This is a genomic window from Blastococcus litoris (assembly GCF_003075095.1).
Lineage (GTDB): Bacteria > Actinomycetota > Actinomycetes > Mycobacteriales > Geodermatophilaceae > Blastococcus_B > Blastococcus_B litoris.
This window is the reverse complement of the sequence record NZ_QCZF01000005.1, coordinates 185462-204395: the sequence shown is the minus strand read 5'-3', so window position 1 is coordinate 204395 and position 18934 is coordinate 185462. Positions and strand designations below refer to the sequence as shown.

Annotated in this window: 13 protein-coding genes and 1 pseudogene; 6 read left to right on the top strand and 8 right to left on the bottom strand. The window is 70.0% G+C overall.

Features of this window, described 5'->3' with window-relative positions:
- Window positions 1-62: 62 nt before the first annotated feature.
- A complete protein-coding gene (locus DCS98_RS12655) occupies window positions 63-2495 on the top strand; it encodes a xanthine dehydrogenase family protein molybdopterin-binding subunit (RefSeq protein WP_116451726.1) in 2433 nt (810 codons plus the stop codon).
- Window positions 2496-2674: 179 nt separating this feature from the next.
- Window positions 2675-3694: a glutathione S-transferase family protein gene (locus tag DCS98_RS12650; RefSeq protein WP_116451725.1), complete on the top strand. Its 1020-nt coding sequence runs from the start codon at window positions 2675-2677 to the stop codon at window positions 3692-3694.
- 76 nt (window positions 3695-3770) lie between these two features.
- Here the strand turns inward: DCS98_RS12650 and DCS98_RS12645 are convergent, their stop codons facing one another.
- The 4 genes from DCS98_RS12645 to DCS98_RS12630 form a co-directional block, all read right to left on the bottom strand.
- On the bottom strand, window positions 3771-4799 hold the full coding sequence (locus DCS98_RS12645) for an ABC transporter permease (protein WP_116451724.1): 1029 nt from the start codon (window positions 4797-4799) through the stop codon (window positions 3771-3773).
- Complete coding sequence (locus DCS98_RS12640; RefSeq protein ID WP_116451723.1) at window positions 4796-6358, bottom strand: sugar ABC transporter ATP-binding protein; 1563 nt, start codon at window positions 6356-6358, stop codon at window positions 4796-4798. The genes DCS98_RS12645 and DCS98_RS12640 overlap by 4 nt, the downstream gene beginning before the upstream one ends.
- Window positions 6355-7533, bottom strand: coding sequence for a sugar ABC transporter substrate-binding protein (locus tag DCS98_RS12635; protein ID WP_116451722.1), 1179 nt, complete (start codon window positions 7531-7533; stop codon window positions 6355-6357). Before DCS98_RS12635 ends, DCS98_RS12640 begins: the two co-directional genes overlap by 4 nt.
- 292 nt (window positions 7534-7825) lie before the next feature.
- Window positions 7826-8902, bottom strand: a complete 1077-nt coding sequence (locus DCS98_RS12630) for an alpha/beta hydrolase family protein (RefSeq protein WP_277394609.1) — start codon at window positions 8900-8902, stop codon at window positions 7826-7828.
- A 512-nt stretch (window positions 8903-9414) separates the two neighbouring features.
- Between DCS98_RS12630 and moaA the strand changes: the two genes are divergently transcribed.
- Window positions 9415-10461 (top strand): GTP 3',8-cyclase MoaA, encoded by a 1047-nt coding sequence (moaA, locus tag DCS98_RS12625; RefSeq protein ID WP_241037805.1) that lies wholly within the window; start codon window positions 9415-9417, stop codon window positions 10459-10461.
- Window positions 10462-10529: 68 nt separating this feature from the next.
- On the opposite strand, the gene DCS98_RS23630 is transcribed toward moaA, so the two are convergent.
- Both DCS98_RS23630 and DCS98_RS24120 read right to left on the bottom strand, forming a co-directional pair.
- On the bottom strand, window positions 10530-10844 hold the full coding sequence (locus DCS98_RS23630; RefSeq protein WP_241037802.1) for a hypothetical protein: 315 nt from the start codon (window positions 10842-10844) through the stop codon (window positions 10530-10532).
- Window positions 10845-11008: 164 nt separating this feature from the next.
- Window positions 11009-11956: pseudogene (locus DCS98_RS24120) on the bottom strand (NAD(P)/FAD-dependent oxidoreductase); the annotation flags it as partial.
- Window positions 11957-12417: 461 nt separating this feature from the next.
- Here DCS98_RS24120 and DCS98_RS12615 point away from each other — a divergent pair.
- Genes DCS98_RS12615 through DCS98_RS12605 form a run of 3 tightly spaced genes read left to right on the top strand, consistent with a single transcriptional unit; the run spans window position 12418 to window position 15623 of the window.
- Entirely contained in the window at window positions 12418-13341 is a 924-nt protein-coding gene (locus DCS98_RS12615; protein ID WP_241037800.1) for an AAA family ATPase, read from the top strand.
- Entirely contained in the window at window positions 13334-14509 is a 1176-nt protein-coding gene (locus DCS98_RS12610) for a vWA domain-containing protein (protein ID WP_241037797.1), read from the top strand. The genes DCS98_RS12615 and DCS98_RS12610 overlap by 8 nt, the downstream gene beginning before the upstream one ends.
- A complete protein-coding gene (locus DCS98_RS12605) occupies window positions 14502-15623 on the top strand; it encodes an XdhC family protein (RefSeq protein WP_116451720.1) in 1122 nt (373 codons plus the stop codon). The genes DCS98_RS12610 and DCS98_RS12605 overlap by 8 nt, the downstream gene beginning before the upstream one ends.
- A gap of 276 nt (window positions 15624-15899) precedes the next feature.
- Here the strand turns inward: DCS98_RS12605 and DCS98_RS12600 are convergent, their stop codons facing one another.
- Together DCS98_RS12600 and DCS98_RS12595 are read right to left on the bottom strand one after the other, a co-directional pair.
- Window positions 15900-17345: an APC family permease gene (locus DCS98_RS12600; protein ID WP_116451719.1), complete on the bottom strand. Its 1446-nt coding sequence runs from the start codon at window positions 17343-17345 to the stop codon at window positions 15900-15902.
- Window positions 17346-17666: 321 nt separating this feature from the next.
- The gene (locus tag DCS98_RS12595) at window positions 17667-18896 is read right to left on the bottom strand and encodes a PucR family transcriptional regulator (RefSeq protein WP_164704542.1); all 1230 of its coding nucleotides are present in this window, start codon (window positions 18894-18896) and stop codon (window positions 17667-17669) included.
- Window positions 18897-18934 lie beyond the last annotated feature (38 nt).

Below are 18934 nucleotides of genomic sequence, written 5' to 3'. Positions count from 1 at the left end.
AGGCGCACTCCGGCGGCTCGATACTGTGCTCCACCCCACGAAGCGGAAGGTCGACACCCCGCATGACCGTCACCAGCTCCAGCCGTGCGCCAGAGGCCAAGCACGTCGGCGGCCGCACACCACGGATCGAGGACCGCCGCCTCCTGCGCGGTCAGGGCATCTTCGTCGACGACGTCGAGGTGGCCGGCGGCCTGTCGATGCGGGTCGTCCGCGCCACGATGGCCCACGCGAGGATCCTCGCGATCGACACGGAGGCGGCTCGGGCGCTACCGGGTGTCCGGTTGGTGCTGACCGGCGAGGACGTCCGCCACCTCGGCCTGATCCCCATCGAGGAGATCGGCTACCACGAGATGTTTCCCCGGATCGACGAGTTCGGGCATCCCCTGCTCGCCGTGGACAAGGTGCTCTACGTGGGCCAGCCGGTCGCCGCCGTCATCGCCGAGGACCCGTACCTGGCCGAGGACGCGGCCGAGCTCGTGAGCGTCGACTACGAGGAGCTCCCGGTCCTCCTCGACCCGGTCGAGGCGGCGACGTCGAGCACGCACCTGCTCCCGGGAGGGAACGAGCCAGCGAGGTTCCTCAAGCAGTACGGCGACGTCGAGACCGCCTTCGCGCAGGCGGCCCACGTGGTGTCCGGGGAGTTCGTGGTCGGTCGCCACACTGGGATCCCGATGGAGACCCGCGGCTGCATCGTCGAGCCGATCCCCGCGCGCAAGGAGCTGTGGATGTGGGGCCCCGTCCACGTGCACGACTCCCGCCGGGTCATGGCCAAGATGCTGGGAATGCCGCAGAGCAGCATGCGCATGCGCCACACGGACGTCGGCGGCAACTTCGGCGTCAAGGGCGGTGCCTTCCCGGAGTACGTCCTCGTCGCGCACGCCGCCCAGCTCCTTGGGCGGCCGGTGAAGTGGATCGAGGACCGGGTCGAGCACATGGTCGGCATCGCGCACGCGCGAGAGCAGGTCCACCGCATCTCGGGCGCCTTCGACGCCGAGGGCAGGATCCTCGCGCTCCGAGACGAGGTCTGGCACAACCACGGTGCATTCATGCGCCAGGCCGAGCCCCTGGTCAGCGACATCACGGCCGGCATGATCATCGGCCCCTACCGGGTTCCCGCGTACGACGTGGATCTGCACGCCGTGCTGACGAACAAGACACCCTTGGCCGCCTACCGGGCACCGGGCCGCTTCGAAGGGACCTTCGCCCGCGAACGGCTCCTCGACCTCGCCGCTTCCGAGATCGGCATGGACCCCGTGGAGCTCCGGCTCCGCAATCTCCTGACTGCCGCCGACCTCCCCTACGAGCCGGGCATCGAGATCGCGTTCGAGCCTTACTCGTTCAACTCCGGGGACGTGCTCGACCACGTGCAGAAGGCGCTCGTGGCTGCCGACTTCGATGCCTGGCGCGCCGAGGCGGAGGAGCTGCGGGCCCAGGGGCGCCTCGTCGGCAACGGTGTCGGGCTGCTCATGGACAAGGCTGGTCTCGGCCTGTACGAGACCGGATCGGTCGAGGTGGACGAGACCGGACGCGTCCGCGTGCTGACGGGCGCCTCGAACGTGGGCCAGGGCGTGGAGACCATCCTGGCCCAGATCGTCGCCGACCAGCTCGGCATCGAGCCGGACATCATCGACGTGCTTCACGGCGACACGGACCTCATCCCGGACGGCGTCGGTTCCTGGTCGAGCCGGTCCACCGTCCTGGCCGGTGGCGCCGCCCGCCTCGCCGCGATCAAGACGCGCGACAAGGCGCTCGAGCTCGCCAGCGAGATGCTCGAGGTCGACGTCTCCGACCTCGAGCTGCGCGACGGGAAGGTCCAGGTGGTGGGGACACCGGGAATGTCCCTGACCTTGACCGAGATCGCGCAGCGATTCGACAACTACTCCGCCCGGCTGGCCGGCAAGGAGCCCGGGCTCGGTGCCGACGCCGTCTACCTCGACGACCACATGAACTACCCCTACGGGATCACGCTGGTGCAGATGGAGGTGGACCCGACCACGGGCAGCCACACGATCCGGAAGTTCTTCGTCAGCACGGAGGCCGGCAAGGTGATCAACCGGCTCACCACCGAGGGGCAGATCATCGGCGCCGCGGCGCAGGGCATCGGGGGCGCCCTCTTCGAGGAGTTCCTGTACGACGAGGCCGGTCAGCCGCTGGCGACGTCGTTCATGGACTATCTGCTCCCCACCGCTGACGTCATGCCACGCGTCGACTACTTCATCACCGAGGACGCACCGACTCCCAACAACCCGTTCGGTGCCAAGGGACTCGGGGAGGTCGGGCTCATCGCGGTCGGTGCCGCCGTCGCCGGCGCCATCGACGACGCGCTCGGTGGCGAGTTCCGCGTGCGACGGGTGCCCGTGCACCCCCAAGCCCTCTTCGGGATGGCTCGTGACGCCGTGGCCGGCCGGGAGCAGACGGCCGCGCAGGAGGGTGCGTCATCCGACACGAGCGCGCTCGACATCCACCTCGGGGAGTCCCCCACCGCCGGGGACTGAGCGGGTTGTCTCCCGGACGGTGCTGGCCGGCCGTGGCACCCGGCGGCTGCCCAGCGACGTTTCGTCACCCCGAAAATCGATCGCCAGCGAGGTCCAGGCAAGGCGCGAAGCCTCTGCCGAACCCGGCGATCGAGCTCCACCCCAGTGTGCGGACCACGAGGCGACAGGGCGGGACCAGCATGAGCGATGACCAGGCCGGGCATGCCGGCACTGAGCAGCAGGAATTCCGGCGCGCCTCCAACTACATCACCGACCGAATCACGACCGACGGTTCAGGCCCGTGGCAGGTGGAGCCCGGTCGGTACCGGCTGGTCGTCGCGCGGGCGTGCCCCTGGGCGAGCCGGGCCATCATCGTGCGCCGGCTGCTCGGCCTGGAGGACGCACTATCGATGGCTACGTGCGGGCCTACGCACGACGAGCGCAGTTGGACGTTCGACCTCGAACCCGATGGGCGCGACCCGGTCCTGGGGTACGAGCGACTCCAGGAGGCGTACTTCGCTCGGTTCCCGGACTACGACAAGGGCATCACGGTGCCGGCGCTCGTCGACGTCCCCTCGCGGTCTGTGGTGACCAACGACTTCGCGCAGATGACGCTCGACTTCGCTACCGAATGGGGGGCGCTCCACCGCGCGGGGGCTCCAAACCTGTATCCGGAGCCGCTGCGTGACGAGATGGACGCGGTGATGGAGCGCATCTACACCGACGTCAACAACGGTGTCTACCGGTGCGGCTTCGCCCGGTCGCAGGAGGCGTACGAGCGGGCATACGAGCGCCTCTTCGGCACCTTGGACTGGCTGTCGGACCGGTTGGCCACCCGGCGCTTCCTCATGGGCGGATCGATCACCGAGGCCGACGTCCGACTGTTCACCACCCTCGTCCGCTTCGACGCCGTGTACCACGGCCACTTCAAGTGCAACCGGCACAAGCTGACCGAGATGCCGGTGCTCTGGGCCTACGCCCGTGACCTCTTCCAGCTGCCCGGGTTCGGCGACACCGTCGATTTCGTCGAGGCGAAGCAGCACTTCTACGTCGTGCACGCACACATCAACCCGACGCGGATCGTTCCCCGCGGACCAGACCTGTCCGGTTGGCTGACGGCCCACGGTCGCGAAGCCCTCAGCGGCTCCCCGTTCGGTGACGGCACCGCCCCGGGACCGCTCGCACCTCGCGAGGCGTTGCCGGCCGGGCACGGCGTCTGACGAGGCCGGTGCCCGCCGTCCGTGAAGGCACGATCGGCGGGCACCGGAGCGTGAGCCGTGCGTCCGGGGTCGCGGGTCAGGTGGTCCGACGCCGGTACAGGGCAGCTGCGAGCGCGACGCCGATGATCAGCGCCCCCCCGTTGACGTAGTCGTTCACGTAGCGCGGCATCCCCGCCAGGTTCAGTCCGTTGTTGAGGACCGCCAGGAAGAAGATCGCGATGATGGTCCCCCAGACGTTGAAGCGACCGGGGCGGACCGCGGCAGCGCTCAGGAACGCGGCAGCGAGCGCCGGCAGCGTGAAGTTGATCCCCACGTTGGGCGAGGCTCCGCCGGCACGAGCGACGTAGAGCAGGCCGGCTACTGCGCACAGCGTGCTGCCTGCGACCAGGGCGATCCCGCGGATGAGATCCGTCCGCAGTCCGACCAGCTTGGCCGCCTCGCTGTTCGACCCCACCGCGTAGATCGCGCGCCCGAACGACGTGTGCGCCAGGACGAAGTACACGATGCCCGCGATGACGATGAGCGTCACGAAGATGAACGGCACGCCGGCCAGCAATCCCGTGCCGAATGACGTGAGCGCTGCGGGGATGTCGCTGGACAGGGCCAGGCCTCCGGTCCTCTGCAGGATGACCCCGGCGAGGATGGTCGACATGCCGAGCGTGGTGATGACGCCGCTCACGTGAGCGCGCGTCACCAAGAGCGCGTTGATCGTGCCGACGACCAGCCCGATGGCCACCGCGAGCAGGACCCCCACCAGCACGCTTCCGTCATCGGAGAGATACGCCGCGACGAAGATCGCCGACACCCCCGCCACCGCGCCCACCGAGAGGTCGAACTCCTGGACCAGCAAGGGCAGCAGCGCACCGATGGCGATGACTCCGATGACCGCCTGGCTGGCAACGAGAATCCGCATGTTGGCCGCGGTCGGGAACGTCGACGACGTCTCCGGCCAGAACGTGAAGAACAGAGCGATCACCACCAGCATGACCAGGAGCGCGTAGGCCTCGAGGAAGGAGGCCAGGCGCCGCCTGGCAGGACGTCCGCTCGGCGCGGGACGATCCACCGCGGAAGGCTCCTGAGGGCTGGTGTCGACGGTCTGGGTCATGCTGACTTCTCCTGTTGGTACACGGCATCGTTGAGCAGGTCTTCGGTGGGGGGTCCATCGAGCCGCCGGACCACGCGGCCCTTGCTGACCACGATCGCCCGGTGGCAGAGCTGAGCGAGTTCGTCGAAGTCGGACGACGCCACGAGCACCGCCATCCCGCTCAGTGCAGCGCGGCGGACGAGGGCATAGATCTCGTTGCGCGCCCCGATGTCGACGCCCTGCGTCGGTTCGTCCAGAAGGAGGACCCTGGGCTCGCGCTGCAGCCACCGGGCGAGGATGACCTTCTGCTGGTTGCCACCAGAGAGTGCGGTGAGGGGAGCCGCGGCGGAAGGCGCCTTGACCCCGAACGTGCTGATCAGACGACCGGCGATCCCCCGCTCACGGCGGGAGGGCACGTACCCCGCGGTGGAGTACTCCTCGAGCCGGGCGATCGACAGGTTCTCGGCGATGCTCAGCTCGGGGAATGCCGCCTCCGCCAACCGGCTCTCGGGCACGAACGCTATTCCTCGCCGCATCGCCTCGCGCACGTCGTCCGGTCTGAGGGAGCGTCCTGCGAGGTCGACGCTGAGCTCCGGCCTCGGCAGGACGCCGAAGAGCTGCTTGAGCATCCGGGAACGCCCAGAGCCCAGTAGGCCGGCCACTCCGACGATCTCGCCGGGCCGGAGGCAGACCGCCTCCTGCCCGTCCGCCGTCCGGGCGGTGAGGACCGGCGCCTCGGAGTCGACGGCCGGGGGATTCGACTCCGAGGCACTCATCACCGACAGCCGGGCTCCGGTGATGCCCTCGACGAGGGCGTCATGGGTGATCTCGCCGCCGGAGAGCACCGAGGCGACCCGACCGTTGCGCAAGACGGTCACCTCGTCGGCGATCGCGGTCACCTCCTCGAGCCGGTGGGAGACGTAGACGATCGTCTGGCCCGCTGCCGCGTAGCGGCGCAACGCGTCGAGGAGGACCTCCACCTCGTGCTTGGGCAGGCTGGCCGTCGGTTCGTCGAGGATCAGGACGCCGTGCCCGCCGGCCTGGTCCTGATCCTGCAGAGCCCGCGCGATGGCGACCATCATCTGGTTGGCAGCGCTGAGGCGGACCACCGCGGCGTCGGGCGAGACCGAGATCTCGAACCGGTCGAGCACCGCCTGAGCCCGGTCGCGCTGCGCTCGCCACGCGATGCTTCCCACCCGCGTCTGCTCGAATCCCCGGCCAAGCGCCAGGTTCTCCGCCACTGTCAGGTCGGGGAACGTGGAGTTCTGCTGGTGCACGAAGTGCAGGCCTGCAGCCTTAGCCCGTGCGGGGGTGTGCGAGCGTGCGTCGCTCCACTCCCCTGACAGGAGGAGCCGCCCGTCCTCCGGGGTGACCACCCCGGCGAGCACCTTGATGAACGTCGACTTCCCTGAGCCGTTGCCGCCCATCAGCGCGTGGATGCGGCCAGCGCTGACGCTGACGTTCACGTCGTCGAGCGCCTTGGTAACACCGTAGGTCTTGGTGACCCCAGTGCTCGCCAGCGCCAGACCACCGTTGCTCGGACCGGCGGGTCCCGCCGGAGTGGTCAACCCGTCGGTCATCCCTGCCAGACCTCCGTGTACGCCGGGCGGTAGTCGATGGGGCTGGTGTAGGAGCCACTCCCCGGCAGGTTGTCCCGGTCGTAGAAACCCAGGCTGTCCCCGGAGGGGCCGATCTCGGCACCGGCCAAGAACCGGTTCACCAGGTCAGCACCGGCCCAGGTCTCGTAGCCGTAGTCGATGCCGTAGCCGGCGTCCTGGCCCTGGTCGTTCCGGACCAATTCGATGTTGGGCTCGAAGCCGGTGCCCGCGACGACCGCGAGATCGTCCGATCGACCTGAGGCCATCACCGCGGCCGCCCCGCCCGCGGTCATCAGGTCGTCGTAGGACACGGCGAGCCCGTTGGCGTCCGGATTGCGCAGCAGAGCCTGCTCGATCTTGGCCTGCAGCTCCGGGCCGAGCGCCGCGGCGGAGTTCTCGATCGTCTGCAGGATCTCGCATGTCGAGCACTCCTCCATGCGCTCGACGAATCCCTCGTGCAGGGCCGCGGTCACGTAGAGGTCGGGTACGGAGATCTCGATGACGCGGGCATTCCCGCCCGTCTCGGCGATGAGGTAGTCCGCCTGCGCCGCGCCCAGCGCCCGGCCCCACTCGATGAAGTCGCCGTCGGCGAACTCGAGGTTGTGGGTGAACAAACTCGGAGCGCCGTCCTCGACGTCGCTGCAGTCGGCCCCCTCCTGCGAGATGACCGGGATACCGGCGGCCTTGGCCTCCTCCAGCGCGGTGCGAGCTACTGGGCAGTCGACCGCGAAGAGCCAGATGACGTCGGCCTGCGCGGCGATGGCCTGCCGGATGCCCTCCTGGAACTTGGTCGGGTTGAACTCGCCGTCGTAGATGCTGAGCTCCCAGCCCATGATCCCGGCGATCTCTTCCGCGTTCTCGGCGACGTAGGCGCCGGTGGGTGCCTGGGTACCGACGTTCACCATCGCGACCCGGGCACCGCTGACGGCTGCCGGTCCCTCGCTCGGCGGCTCCTCGTACGTCTCGCCGGCGAGCCGGGCCTCGATGCGCTCCTGGGCCTCCTGGACCACCTGTGCGGCCTCCTCGTTGACGGGCTCGCCGTCGGAGCCACTGCCAGCGGTTGACTCGCTGCTGCACGCGGTCAGCGCCAGCGCGGCCGACGCCGCCACCACGGACGTCGCCCAGCGACGACGCGGTCCCACCCCGGTCACCCTCATGTCAGCTCTCCTTCTCGCGGTGGTCACTCAGTCCGTGACCTCGTTGGCGAGAAGCGTGCAGGCGCACCGATGTGTCGAAGTACACAGCAGGCGACAAGCGCGGGAGGCTTTTCTTCCGATCCCGCAGGCGGGCAGTCGCAGCGCGGATGACCGAGGGCAACACCGGCCCCAGCGGACGGTGCTCTCCGCGAATGACGAGCTCACCTGCCGCCGTTCAGGCCGGACATGCCGAAACGCTGCTGCCCTCTACCGGCGGACCGGTGGAGGGCAGCAGCGCAGCGAAGAGCTGGTGTCAGGGGCGCGGCTTGAGCTGCTCCTCCAGCCAGTCGATCATCTCGAAGCGGGGGCGCGGCCCGAGGTTGTGGCAGCAGTGGTCACCGTCGGGCTCGATGACGATGGTCAGCGGTGCGTCGACGGCCAGCTGCTTGACCACGTCGACCTCGCTCACCGGGACCTCGTCATGCATGCCGTGCTGGATGTACGTCGGGACGCGGAGCTTGTGGAGCTCCGACCGGACGTCCATGAGCCTCGTGACCCGCTCGCGTGCCTCCTCGTGCGTGGACGAGGCGGTCACGTACTTCCAGCTCTCCTTCGTCATCGGCGTCTCGTCGTCGTAGGAGTCCATGTCGGCGAAGCCACCCCAGGAGATGCAGGCGACGAAGCGCTGGTCGAGGGCGGCGCTGCGCAGCGCGTAGTGCCCGCCGAGGCTGCGACCGACGACCCCGATCCGCGAGGCGTCGACCTCCGGCAGCTTCTCGGCGTAGTCGACGACCGCGGAGGTGTACCGCTCGTAGTCACCGCGCAGCGGGACCTCCGGGAACATCTCGCCCTGCCCCGGCCCGTCGAAGGTGACCGTGGCGATGCCCCGCGCCAGGAGCTGCTGCTCGAACTGGTAGCTCTCCTCCTTGGTGGACTCCAGACCGCCGAGCAGGACGGCGGTCGGGTAAGGGCCGCTTCCGACCGCGGGCACGCGGACGAAACCGGGAACGGTGGCGCCGTCCACCGTCAGCTCGAAGCGCTCGGCCGGCGGGTTGAGCAGCGGCGCAGCACGGCGGTAGAGCTCCACCTTGCGCTCCTGGCCGACACGACGACGGTCGTCGAACCAGAGGAACTGGGCGTACTGCGCCGCGAGCGAACCGAGGACGAAGTACTCGCCGGCGGTGATCGTGTGACCGGCGGCCTGCGCCTCCTCGCCGAGCCGCTCGTAGTTCGCGGCCGTCTCCATCCAGTGGTCGAACCACGTCACGGACGGGTCGCGGTCACGGGCGCTCACCAGATCGGCGTACGGCACGCCATCCAGGATGAGCCGTCCCCAGTTGAGCATCTCCTGCTCCGGCTGCAGCGCAGCAGTACCGCTGTTGTTGGTCACGAGAGCCCTCTCCAGAACACATGTCGCCACAGGTGGTGTCACGCGGCACCGTCCCGGCTGGCGCGCTGTGTGTCGGCAGGGCGTCACCGGATCCGAGGCGTGTCTCCAGCAGTATCGCGAGATCCACGACCGCGAAGCCTTGCCCTGGACCGACAAAGGGAACCGTCTAGCTGCGGAATCCGAGCAGGACCGGATCGACACGGATGGATAGAGGCGATGGCGTACCAGCCGCCACGGCTCACTCGACCCGTGGGATCGCCACCCGCTCCCGCCGCAGGGCGTTGGCCGGCGACGACTCTCCTCGTCGGTCCACCGCTCCTCATCGTGGTATCCGACCGCACCGCGTCATCTCCCGGCGGGTTGACGGATCACCGCAACTTCCACGACCCGCTGACGGGATTGTGCCTACGCACGAGCCGGGCGCTCGCTGGAGACTGGTGTGGACCCTGCTCACGCCTCGAGAGAACGGTGGGACCCGTGCAATTCGGGCACGATGTCATCGTGGATGTGCAGTGACGTTGCCTGAGCCCGTGGCGCGCCGGGTCGTCGCGGCGCCCGCGCCGGGCAGCGGCGGGCTGGTCGACCGGCACGGCCGCGTCGCCACCGACCTGCGCGTCTCGCTGACCGACCGCTGCAACCTCCGGTGCACCTACTGCATGCCGCCCGAGGGGCTCGACTGGCTGCCCAAGGTCGAGGTGCTGACCGACGAGGAGATCGTCCGGCTGGTGCGCATCGGGGTGGAGCAGCTCGGCATCCGCGAGGTCCGTTTCACCGGCGGGGAGCCGCTGCTGCGGCCGGGCCTGGTCGGCATCGTCGCGGGCGCCACCGCCCTGGAGCCCCGTCCGGAGGTCAGCCTCACCACGAACGCGATCGGCCTGGCGCGGGTCGCCCCGGCGCTGGCCGCGGCCGGGCTGGACCGGATCAACGTCAGCCTCGACACCGTCGACCGCGACAGGTTCAAGCAGCTCACCCACCGCGACCGGTTCGACGACGTCCTCGCCGGGCTCGCGGCGGCGCAGGCGGCCGGGCTGACGCCGGTCAAGGTCAACGTCGTCCTCCTGCGCGGGATGAACGAGGAGGACGCCGTCCCGCTGCTCGACTTCTGCCTGGAGCGCGGCTACCAGCTCCGGTTCATCGAGCAGATGCCGCTCGACGCGCACCACGCGTGGACCCGGGGCGAGATGGTGACAGCCGAGGACATCCTCGAGCGGCTGTCGGCCGCGCACACGCTCACGCCGGACACCGAGGCCCGCGGGTCGGCACCGGCCGAGCGCTGGCTGGTCGATGGCGGACCCGCCACGGTCGGTGTGATCGCCTCGGTGACCCGCTCCTTCTGCGGCAGCTGCGACCGCACGCGGCTCACCGCCGACGGCCAGGTCCGCAACTGCCTGTTCGCGCGGGAGGAGTCCGATCTGCGGACGCCGATGCGCGAGGGCGCGACCGACGCCGAGATCGCCGACCGCTGGCGGATCGCCACCCTCGGGAAGCTGCCCGGCCACGGCATCGACGACCCGAGCTTCCTCCAGCCGGCCCGGCCCATGTCGGCCATCGGCGGCTGAGCGCCCGAGAGATGAGCCCGTGAGCGGAGGACGTCGCTGCGGAACGCCGCGACCGGGGCCGCCGCGGCTCAGACCCAGGTCGTCGGATCGAGGCGACTCAGGGCGCCGACGACCGAGCCCGGCGTCCGACCGTCGTTCTCCGCTCGCTCCTTGCTGATCATGGCGTGCTTCACCACCTGGCCGCCCAGGAACCGGAACGGTTCGGGCGGCAGCCAGCCGCGCGGCGGTTGCGTGAAGGCGCAGTTCGACCATTCGTCGTCCTCGCCGAGCACCAGACTGGCGAGGATCCGACCTCCCATGCGGCTGGGGCCCACACCATCACCGGAGTAGCCGGTGCCGAACCACACCCGGCTACGACCGGGCAGCTGCTGGAAGTAGGGCAACGACGTGAGGGTGTACTCGACCGGCGCCCGCCAGGTCGCGGCGAAGTCCTCCCCGGCCAGCGCTGGGAGGAGGCGGTCGAACTACGCCGGATGATCGCGTCGCGTCGGACCGGCCCGAACATCGACCGTGCTCCGTGCTGACGGAATCCGAGCCCCACCCCTCCCTTGCCGAAGACGACGCGCGCGTCCCGAGTGGTGCGCCAGTAGTTCAGCATCCGGGTCGAGTCGCTGACGCCCAGTCCCGGGTCTCCCGCGCCGGCGAGCAGCTCGGGCGGCAGCGGACGGGTGATGGCGTTGTCGCTGGCGCTCATCACCATGGTCCGTCGGACGTGGGCGAAGGCACTCATCCAGGCGTTGATCGCCAGCACGACCGCGCCGGCCTCGACCCGCCCGTGCGATGTGACGACGTGGGTGCAGTTGCCCCGCTCCTCCGTGGCCCTCATCGGGGTGTGCTCGTAGATCCGGACCCCATACCGCTCGACCGCCACCCGACGCAGGCCCCGGACGAGCAGTGCCGGCTGAAGAGTCGCCGACGTGGGGTCGAGAACCCCTCCACGCAGCGCCGTGCTCCCCAGGGCTCGGGCGGTATCACCGTCGAGGACCCGGAAGGGAGCACCGTCGAGCCCCTCGACGAGGTTCAGCGATTCGGTCCACGCGCCGTCCTGGGCCGGAGCACTCGACGCCCACAACCAGCCGCGTCGTTCGATGTGGGCCTCGATGTCGTGGTCGCGACAGAACCCGATGACATCGTCGACGGCATTGCTCGACTGCTGAGCCAGCCAGGTGGCCTCGGTCCGGCCCGCGAGCGCCTCCAGAGAGGGAAACTTGGGCCAGAGATTCATCAGCAGGCCGGCGTTGGTGCCGCTGGCCCCGCTGCCGCACACCCCCGCCTCAACCAGGCAAACGTCTAGGTCCGGCCGTCTGATCTTGAGTTCCAGCGCCGTCCACAAACCGGTGTAACCGCCTCCGACGATGCACACGTCGGCGGTCGTCCGCCCCCTCAGGGCCGTGCCCTCCGTCGGAGGCTCGACGGCCAGCGCCTCCGCGAGCCAGGGGCTCCGTCGGATACCCGTCCCGAAAGTTCCGTCCACCTTCGTCCCGTCTGTGCTCATGTGACCAGCGGTCCTCCTGCACCCAGGCGCTGCGCCCGAAGCCAGTGTTCGGGCGGCTCTGCCGGCGGCCACAGTGCACGTGCCGCAGATTCGACGGCCATGTCCTACGGAAGGTGCACAACTGCGCAGGCCCAGGGAGGTCCTCAACCCATGCAGCCCGGAACGGTGCTACTCCGTTCCGCGAGTCGGCTGCGCACTATGGCAGGCCGCTCGGGGGCGGCACCCGCGACCGAGCCGGCGACGGACGCCGGGCGGGTACGTCCGGGTGCGGGCCGCTGACGCGTTTCTGTGGCCTCCGGAAAGCAGCCGCTCGGCTTGCGCGGATTCCGCAGAGCGCTCCGGTCCGCGCGTGGGCAACCATGGGATGACACGGGCCTCGAACGACATGCAGCCGCGAGCACGGGCGATGCCGACCGATCGGCCGCCACAGCGCGCCGGCTCGTGCCGGGAGTGAGGACTCGATGGACCGGACACACGCCTTGGCGAAGCAGGGCTCGCGCGACGGGACCGACGCGATGGCCGCACCCGACTCGATGGCGACGGCGCTCGAGTCGACCGGATACCTGCCCGACGAGGGGCTGGCGACGGCTGCCTATCTGGCGCTGGTGATGCACCGCCCGCTGTTCCTGGAGGGCGAGGCCGGCGTCGGCAAGACCGCGCTGGCGCACGCGCTCGCCCAGGTCACCGCGCGCCCGATCTACCGGCTGCAGTGCTACGAGGGGCTGGAGGCCAGCCAGGCCCTCTACGATTGGGACTTCGGCCGCCAGCTGCTGCACCTGCGCGCCGCCGAGGCCGCGCACGCCACCGCCGACACCGAGCAGCTCGAGGCCTCGCTGTACGACCGCCGGTTCCTGCTCGCCCGCCCGCTGCTGCAGGCGCTGGAGGACTCGCCGAGCGTGCTGCTGGTCGACGAGGTCGACCGCGCCGACGACGAGTTCGAGGCGTTCCTGCTTGAGGTGCTGTCGGACTTCACCATCTCGATCCCGGAGCTGGGCACCGTGCGGGCGCAGACCCCGCCGCTGGTGGTGCTCACCTCCAACCGCACGCGTGAGGTGCACGACGCCCTCAAGCGCCGGTGCCTCTACCACTGGCTGCAGCACCCCGAGTTCGACCGGGAGGTGGCGATCCTGCGCCGCCGGCTGCCGCAGGTGACCGAGCAGCTGGCCCGCGAGGTAGCCCGCGCGACGGCGAAGCTGCGCACCCTGGACCTGCTCAAGCCGCCGGGCATCGCCGAGTCGATGGACTGGGCCACGGCGCTGCACACGCTCGGCGCGCGCGACCTCGACCCCGACCTGGCCGCCCGAACGCTGGGGGCGGTCCTGAAGTATCGCGAGGACACCGAGCGGGTGCAGGGGATGGCGCCGGGTGTGCTCTTCGGTGGGTGAAGGACCACGTCACTCTCACCCGGCGCAGACTCAGGACGAGCCTTCGGACGGGGCTGCTAAACCACGTCGCGATGTGGTCGACACCGTGCTCGGGTTCGCGCGGACGCTGCGCCACGCCGGGGTCGCGGCGTCGCCCGACCGGGTGGAGGCAATGCTCGAGGCGCTCGGGAGCCTCGACGTCCTCGACCCGCGGGCCGTGTATTGGGCCGGCCGATTGACCCTGTGCGGGGGTCCTGACGACCTCGACCGCTACGACGCGGCCTTCTCGGCCTACTTCGCCGGGAAGCGACCGCGTGTCCCTCCCCCGAACGCCCGCCCCGAAGTTCACGCATCCGACGCCGCGCCGCTCGAGGCAGGTGGCTCGGACGCCGACGACGCCTCCGATGAACAGGAGCTCTCCGTTCATGCCAGCGCGGAGGAGGTGCTGCGGCACCGCGACGTCGCCCAGCTGACCCCGGCCGAGCGCGCGCACCTGCGCCGGCTTTTCGCTCTTCTGGCGCCGGCGACGCCGATGCGGCCCTCCCGCCGCCGGCGGCCCAGCGCCCGGGGACCGGTGCACCCCGGACGAACGGTGCGCCGGGCGCTGCAATCCGGTGGCGAGGTCACCCGGCTTGCCCACCACCGGCGGCGGGCCCGGCCGCGGCGCGTCGTCCTGCTGGTCGACGTGTCCGGGTCGATGGCGCCCTACGCCGACGCCCTGCTCCGCTTCGCGCACGTCGCGGCGCGGGCGCGACCCTCCTCCACGGAAGTGTTCACGATCGGCACCCGGCTGACCCGCGTCACACGGGAGATGCGACTGCGCGATCCCGACCGAGCGTTGACCGCGAGCGGGTCGGCGATCCCCGACTGGTCCGGCGGCACCCGCCTCGGCGACATGCTCAAGGCATTTCTGGACCGGTGGGGACAACGGGGCATCGCTCGCGGCGCGATCGTCGCAGTGTGCAGCGACGGCTGGGAGCGGGGAGGGACGGCGCTGCTCGGCGCACAGATGGCCCGGCTGCGCCGGCTCGCCCACGCCGTCATCTGGGTGAACCCGCACAAGGCCCGTGCGGGCTATGAACCGCTGACCGGCGGCATGCGGGCGGCCCTGCCGTCGGTCGACCACTTCGTGTCGGGGCACAGCTTGGCCGCGTTCGAGGAGCTGACGGTAGTGATCCAGCATGCGTGAGGTTCTGGACGATCTGATGGGCTGGTGGCAGGCGGGCGAGACCGTCGGCATGGGCACCGTGGTTGCCACCTGGAGGTCGGCGCCCCGCCCCGCCGGCGCCTCGATGCTCGTCGGACCCGACGGCACCGCGGTGGGCAGTGTCTCCGGCGGCTGCGTCGAGGGCGCGGTCTACGAGGAGGCCAAGAAGGTCGTCGACACCGGAGTCCCCGCCCTCGAGCGGTACGGCGTGAGCGACGACGACGCCTTCGCCGTCGGCCTGACCTGCGGCGGCATCCTCGACGTCTTCGTCGAATCGGTGTCCCGGGAATCCTTTCCGGAACTCGGCCAGGTGGGCGATTCGGTCCGACGACACGAGCCGGTCGCCGTGGTCACCTGCGTCGCGGGCCCCGACGAGCGTGTGGGACGGCGACTGGTTGTCTGGCCCGACCGCGCGTCGGGCACCCTCGGCCTGCAGCGGCTGGATGACTCCGTGTCCGCCGATGCTCGAGGGATGCTGGCCGCGGGCCGGACCGGCATCCTGCACGTCGGACACGACGGTGAGCGCCGTGGCGACGACCTGTCGCTGTTCGTCAACGCCCTTGCGCCAGCTCCCCGCATGGTCGTGTTCGGCGCCATCGACTTCGCCGCCGCCGTCGCCCGGGTCGGCGCCTTCCTCGGATACCGGGTGACCGTCTGCGACGCCCGCCCGATCTTCGCCACCCCCAAGCGCTTCCCCGAGGCGCACGAGGTGGTCGTCGAGTGGCCGCACCGCTACCTGCAGGCGGAGGTGGACGCCGGCCGGATCGACGAGCGGACCGCCCTGTGCGTCCTCACCCACGACCCCAAGTTCGACGTCCCGCTGCTGGAGGTGGCGCTGCGCCTTCCTGTCGCCTACGTCGGTGCTATGGGCAGCCGCCGCACGCACGGGGAGCGCGAGGAGCGGCTCCGCGAGGCCGGGCTCGCCGAGGGGGCAATCGCCCGGCTGTCCTCGCCCATCGGGTTGGACCTCGGCGCCCGCACCCCGGAGGAGACCGCCGTCTCGATCGCGGCGGAGATCATCGCCGGGCGCTGGGGGGGCTCAGGAGAGAGGCTCGCCAGCATCGACGGGCCGATCCACCGCACTGCGGAGCGGTGAGGGCCCCATTGGCAGTAACGGCTCAGGTTTCGCCCGGGAGGGAGCGGTGAGCGTTTCCCGAGCCCGGTGACGTTCTCGGCGTTTCCGCAACAGCCGGTCGAGCAGCTTTCGCCAGCTCCTCGGACAGGCGGGCGAAGCCAGCCGATCAGCGGCTTCCCGACCTGCGACCGACGGAACGGGGTCAGCAGGGCACTGGGGGCCCGCAACGCGGCACTACCGGCGACCACGACTGCCTGCGTCGTCGTCGCCGGTAGTGCCGGACGCATCCAGCCGATGTCAGTCGGTCCGGTTCGCCGGGACCTCACGCCGGCTCTCGCCAGAGCTGCGCTTCGACGACGCCCGAATGGCCAGGACCACCAGCAGCGCCAGGAGGATGGAGGCGGGAGCTGCCCACGTCATGGCGTCGTAGGAGGTCCCCGTGGGGTTCAGCACGGCACTCAGCCAGACGTAACCGAAGCCCAGCCCGCCAATCGTGGCGACGACGACCGTGCCGGCGCGCAGCTCGCCGCTGCGGGAAAGCATGACGATCGCACCGACGCAGATCAGCACGTACGGGATTACCCAGTAGTACGGGTACAGCGTGGCCACGTGCGCGTAGACCTCGAAGGGAGTTCCGCCGCTGAAGGCTGACAGCGCGATCGGGACGATGATCGAGATCACGGAGAGGATGACGATCGCTCGCACGGGCGTGTGGCGCTTCTCGTCCACGTGGGCCAGGTACTTGGGCAGGATGCCGTCGACGGCCATCGTGGCCCACACCCGCGCCGAGTAGTTCAGGAACCCCAGCACCCCCGCGTAGCAGGTGATGGCCAAGCAGAGGTCCGCCACCGGACCGAGTGCCCCGAGCCCGGCGTTGTCGGCCATCGCCGAGAGGGGAGACTCGCCCGCAGCAGTGGCATCGGCGATCGCCGGCAGGACGGGGACGGTAAGCATCGTCGCAAGGACTCCGACGCCGCCGACGATCATGGGCACCAGCGTCATCAGCCGGGGGATGGTGCGCATCGGGTTCTTGGTCTCCAGCGCCGTCGCGGCGCTGGACTCGAAACCCACGAAGAAGGTCGCCGACAGGACGATGCCGAAGAAGAAGGCGCTGAAGGAGAAGCCGCCAAACGCAAATTGATCGGCGAAGGCGAAGCCATCCGTGAAGACGTTGGACACCAGGATGATTGCCACGACGGGTGTGGACACGAACAGCAGGCCGATGCCCAACCGGGTGGAGGTGTCCAGTCCGCGGATGGCGAACGCGGCCATGCTGACCATGGACAGCACGTAGATGACCGCCTGGCCTCCCAGTCCGTAAGCCGCGGGGAGGTCGAACACGGTGGCGACGAAACTGGCTGCGTACACCCCGAGGGCCTGCAGGAAGACGATCATCCCGCAGGCGTAGCCCACGGCCAGGGACGCGCCTGCCAGGGTGCGCAGCTTCGAACCGAGTTCGTGCCCGATGTAGGAGTACAGAGCGCCGGTCACCACGTAGCGGCGGGCGAACGGCACGATCGCCAGGCCGATGAACGTGACGATGACCGTACCGGCGAGGACGGAGACCCAGGCACTGGAACCGGCTACCCCACCGGCCAGCGCGCCGACGGTGGCGGCCATGAGCACCGGGCTGAAGGTGACGACGGCAAGGCCCAGGGCCTTGGGCAGGCTCAGCGTCCCCTGCTGCAGTCCGCTGAGTTCTTCGTGGCCGTCTGGTGCGTGTTCGGCGACGTTCGACGACATCTCTTCTCCTCGTGAGGCGTTTGCTCAGTCGAGGAAGTATTGAAGTGACCTGGGTGACAGGATTATCCCTTATCGCGCAAAAGCGTTCGCGACATTGCTGAGTTCGGCAAGGCCCGGTCTGACGGCGAACGGGAGTCCGCTTCCCATGTCGACGCTGCGACGACTCCCGGTCCTCTGTGCAGGCGCGAGGGCCTGCGTGGCCGGGATGCTGGTGACCGAGGTCGCCGCGGGTGCCCAGGCGCTCGCAGCGCCAGCGGCGAGCACAACTGTCCGCGCGCCCGTCCGCCGCGCGGCGGACCGCTGACGCACCTGCCTATGGGCTCAGAGGGGAGATCCGTCGAAGGCCTGCTCCTCCTGCAAGGTGAGATCCCGTTCCTCCGTCGCGCCCTGGAACAGCTCGGAAAGGCGAAGCGCGACGGACAGTTCGTCCCGCACGGAGGTGATCGATGTGCCCAGCCACTTCTCCACCGAGCGGAGCCGGTAGGCGACCGTCCGTTCGTGCACTCCGATGACGGCTGCGGCCGACGCTGCGTTCTGGCCGCTGGCGAAGTACGCACGCAACGTTTCCCGCAGGACCACTGCACGTTCCCCAGGGCCGTAGAGCGGGCCGAGTTCCTGCCGCACGAAGCTCCGCACTGCGGGAAGGTCCCGCAGAACGAGGGCCTCCAAGGCAACCTTGCGGTACCACGTGATCGGCTGACCCTTGATCCTGGCGACGCGGTAGGCCTGCCAGGCCTGCCGGTGGGTCAGTCGCATCCCCTCGACGTCGTTCATGTACTCCCCGCAGGCGAGGTGGGTGCCCGAGGGCAGGCTCAGCCGCGACAGGTCGTCGTCGCCGGACGCCTTTCCTGCCGGCCGGCCGATCCAACCCAGCACCGTTCCCGCGGTCCCCGTGACAGTCAGCGACTGCCAGCCCAGCGTGTTCGTCAGCTGCTTGAGGGCCGCCTCCGGTGCGTCGCCCCAGACGACGATCCCCAGGTGACGTCCACGGAGGGAGTAGCCGAGCGCTGCTTCGTCGACCGGGATCCCGGCGAGCAGGTCCCGCACCAGGGCGCGCCGCTTGCGGTCGCGCCCGTGGAAGTAGAAGGCGTTCCGCTCCTTCTGGTACGCATCGATGATCGAGGCGGCGACGCGATCGTTCCACGCGAAGTGGTACTGGCTGGCGTGGCGCAGCACCGGCAGCCGCTGGCCCGCGTCGGGCAGCAGCTCATCGGCGACCTCGAGGAAGCAGTCCCACGTCGCGGCCTGGCCCACCCGGGAGGTCCGCAGCAAGGCGTGGAGATCGATGTCGGCCTGCGCCGCAAGCCGAGCCTCGCGCAGGATGCGGTCGGATGCCTGCTCGGGAGGGGTCCGCCCCTCCACGAGACCGTCCAGGATGTCGCGGAGGGACGCTGCGATGGCGTCGCTCTCGGCATCTCCCAGGACTGGGTCGTCGAGCTTGTAGAACTCCGGCACTTCTTCCCGGAGACGCCGGACGATCGTCTCCGTCAGCGCCGGCAACCGGGCTTCGACTCCCTGGGCCAGCATTCGCAGGTCGTCCTCGAGTGTCACGCTCGCAGACTACGACCGCCGCTCCCATGCGCGTCTCA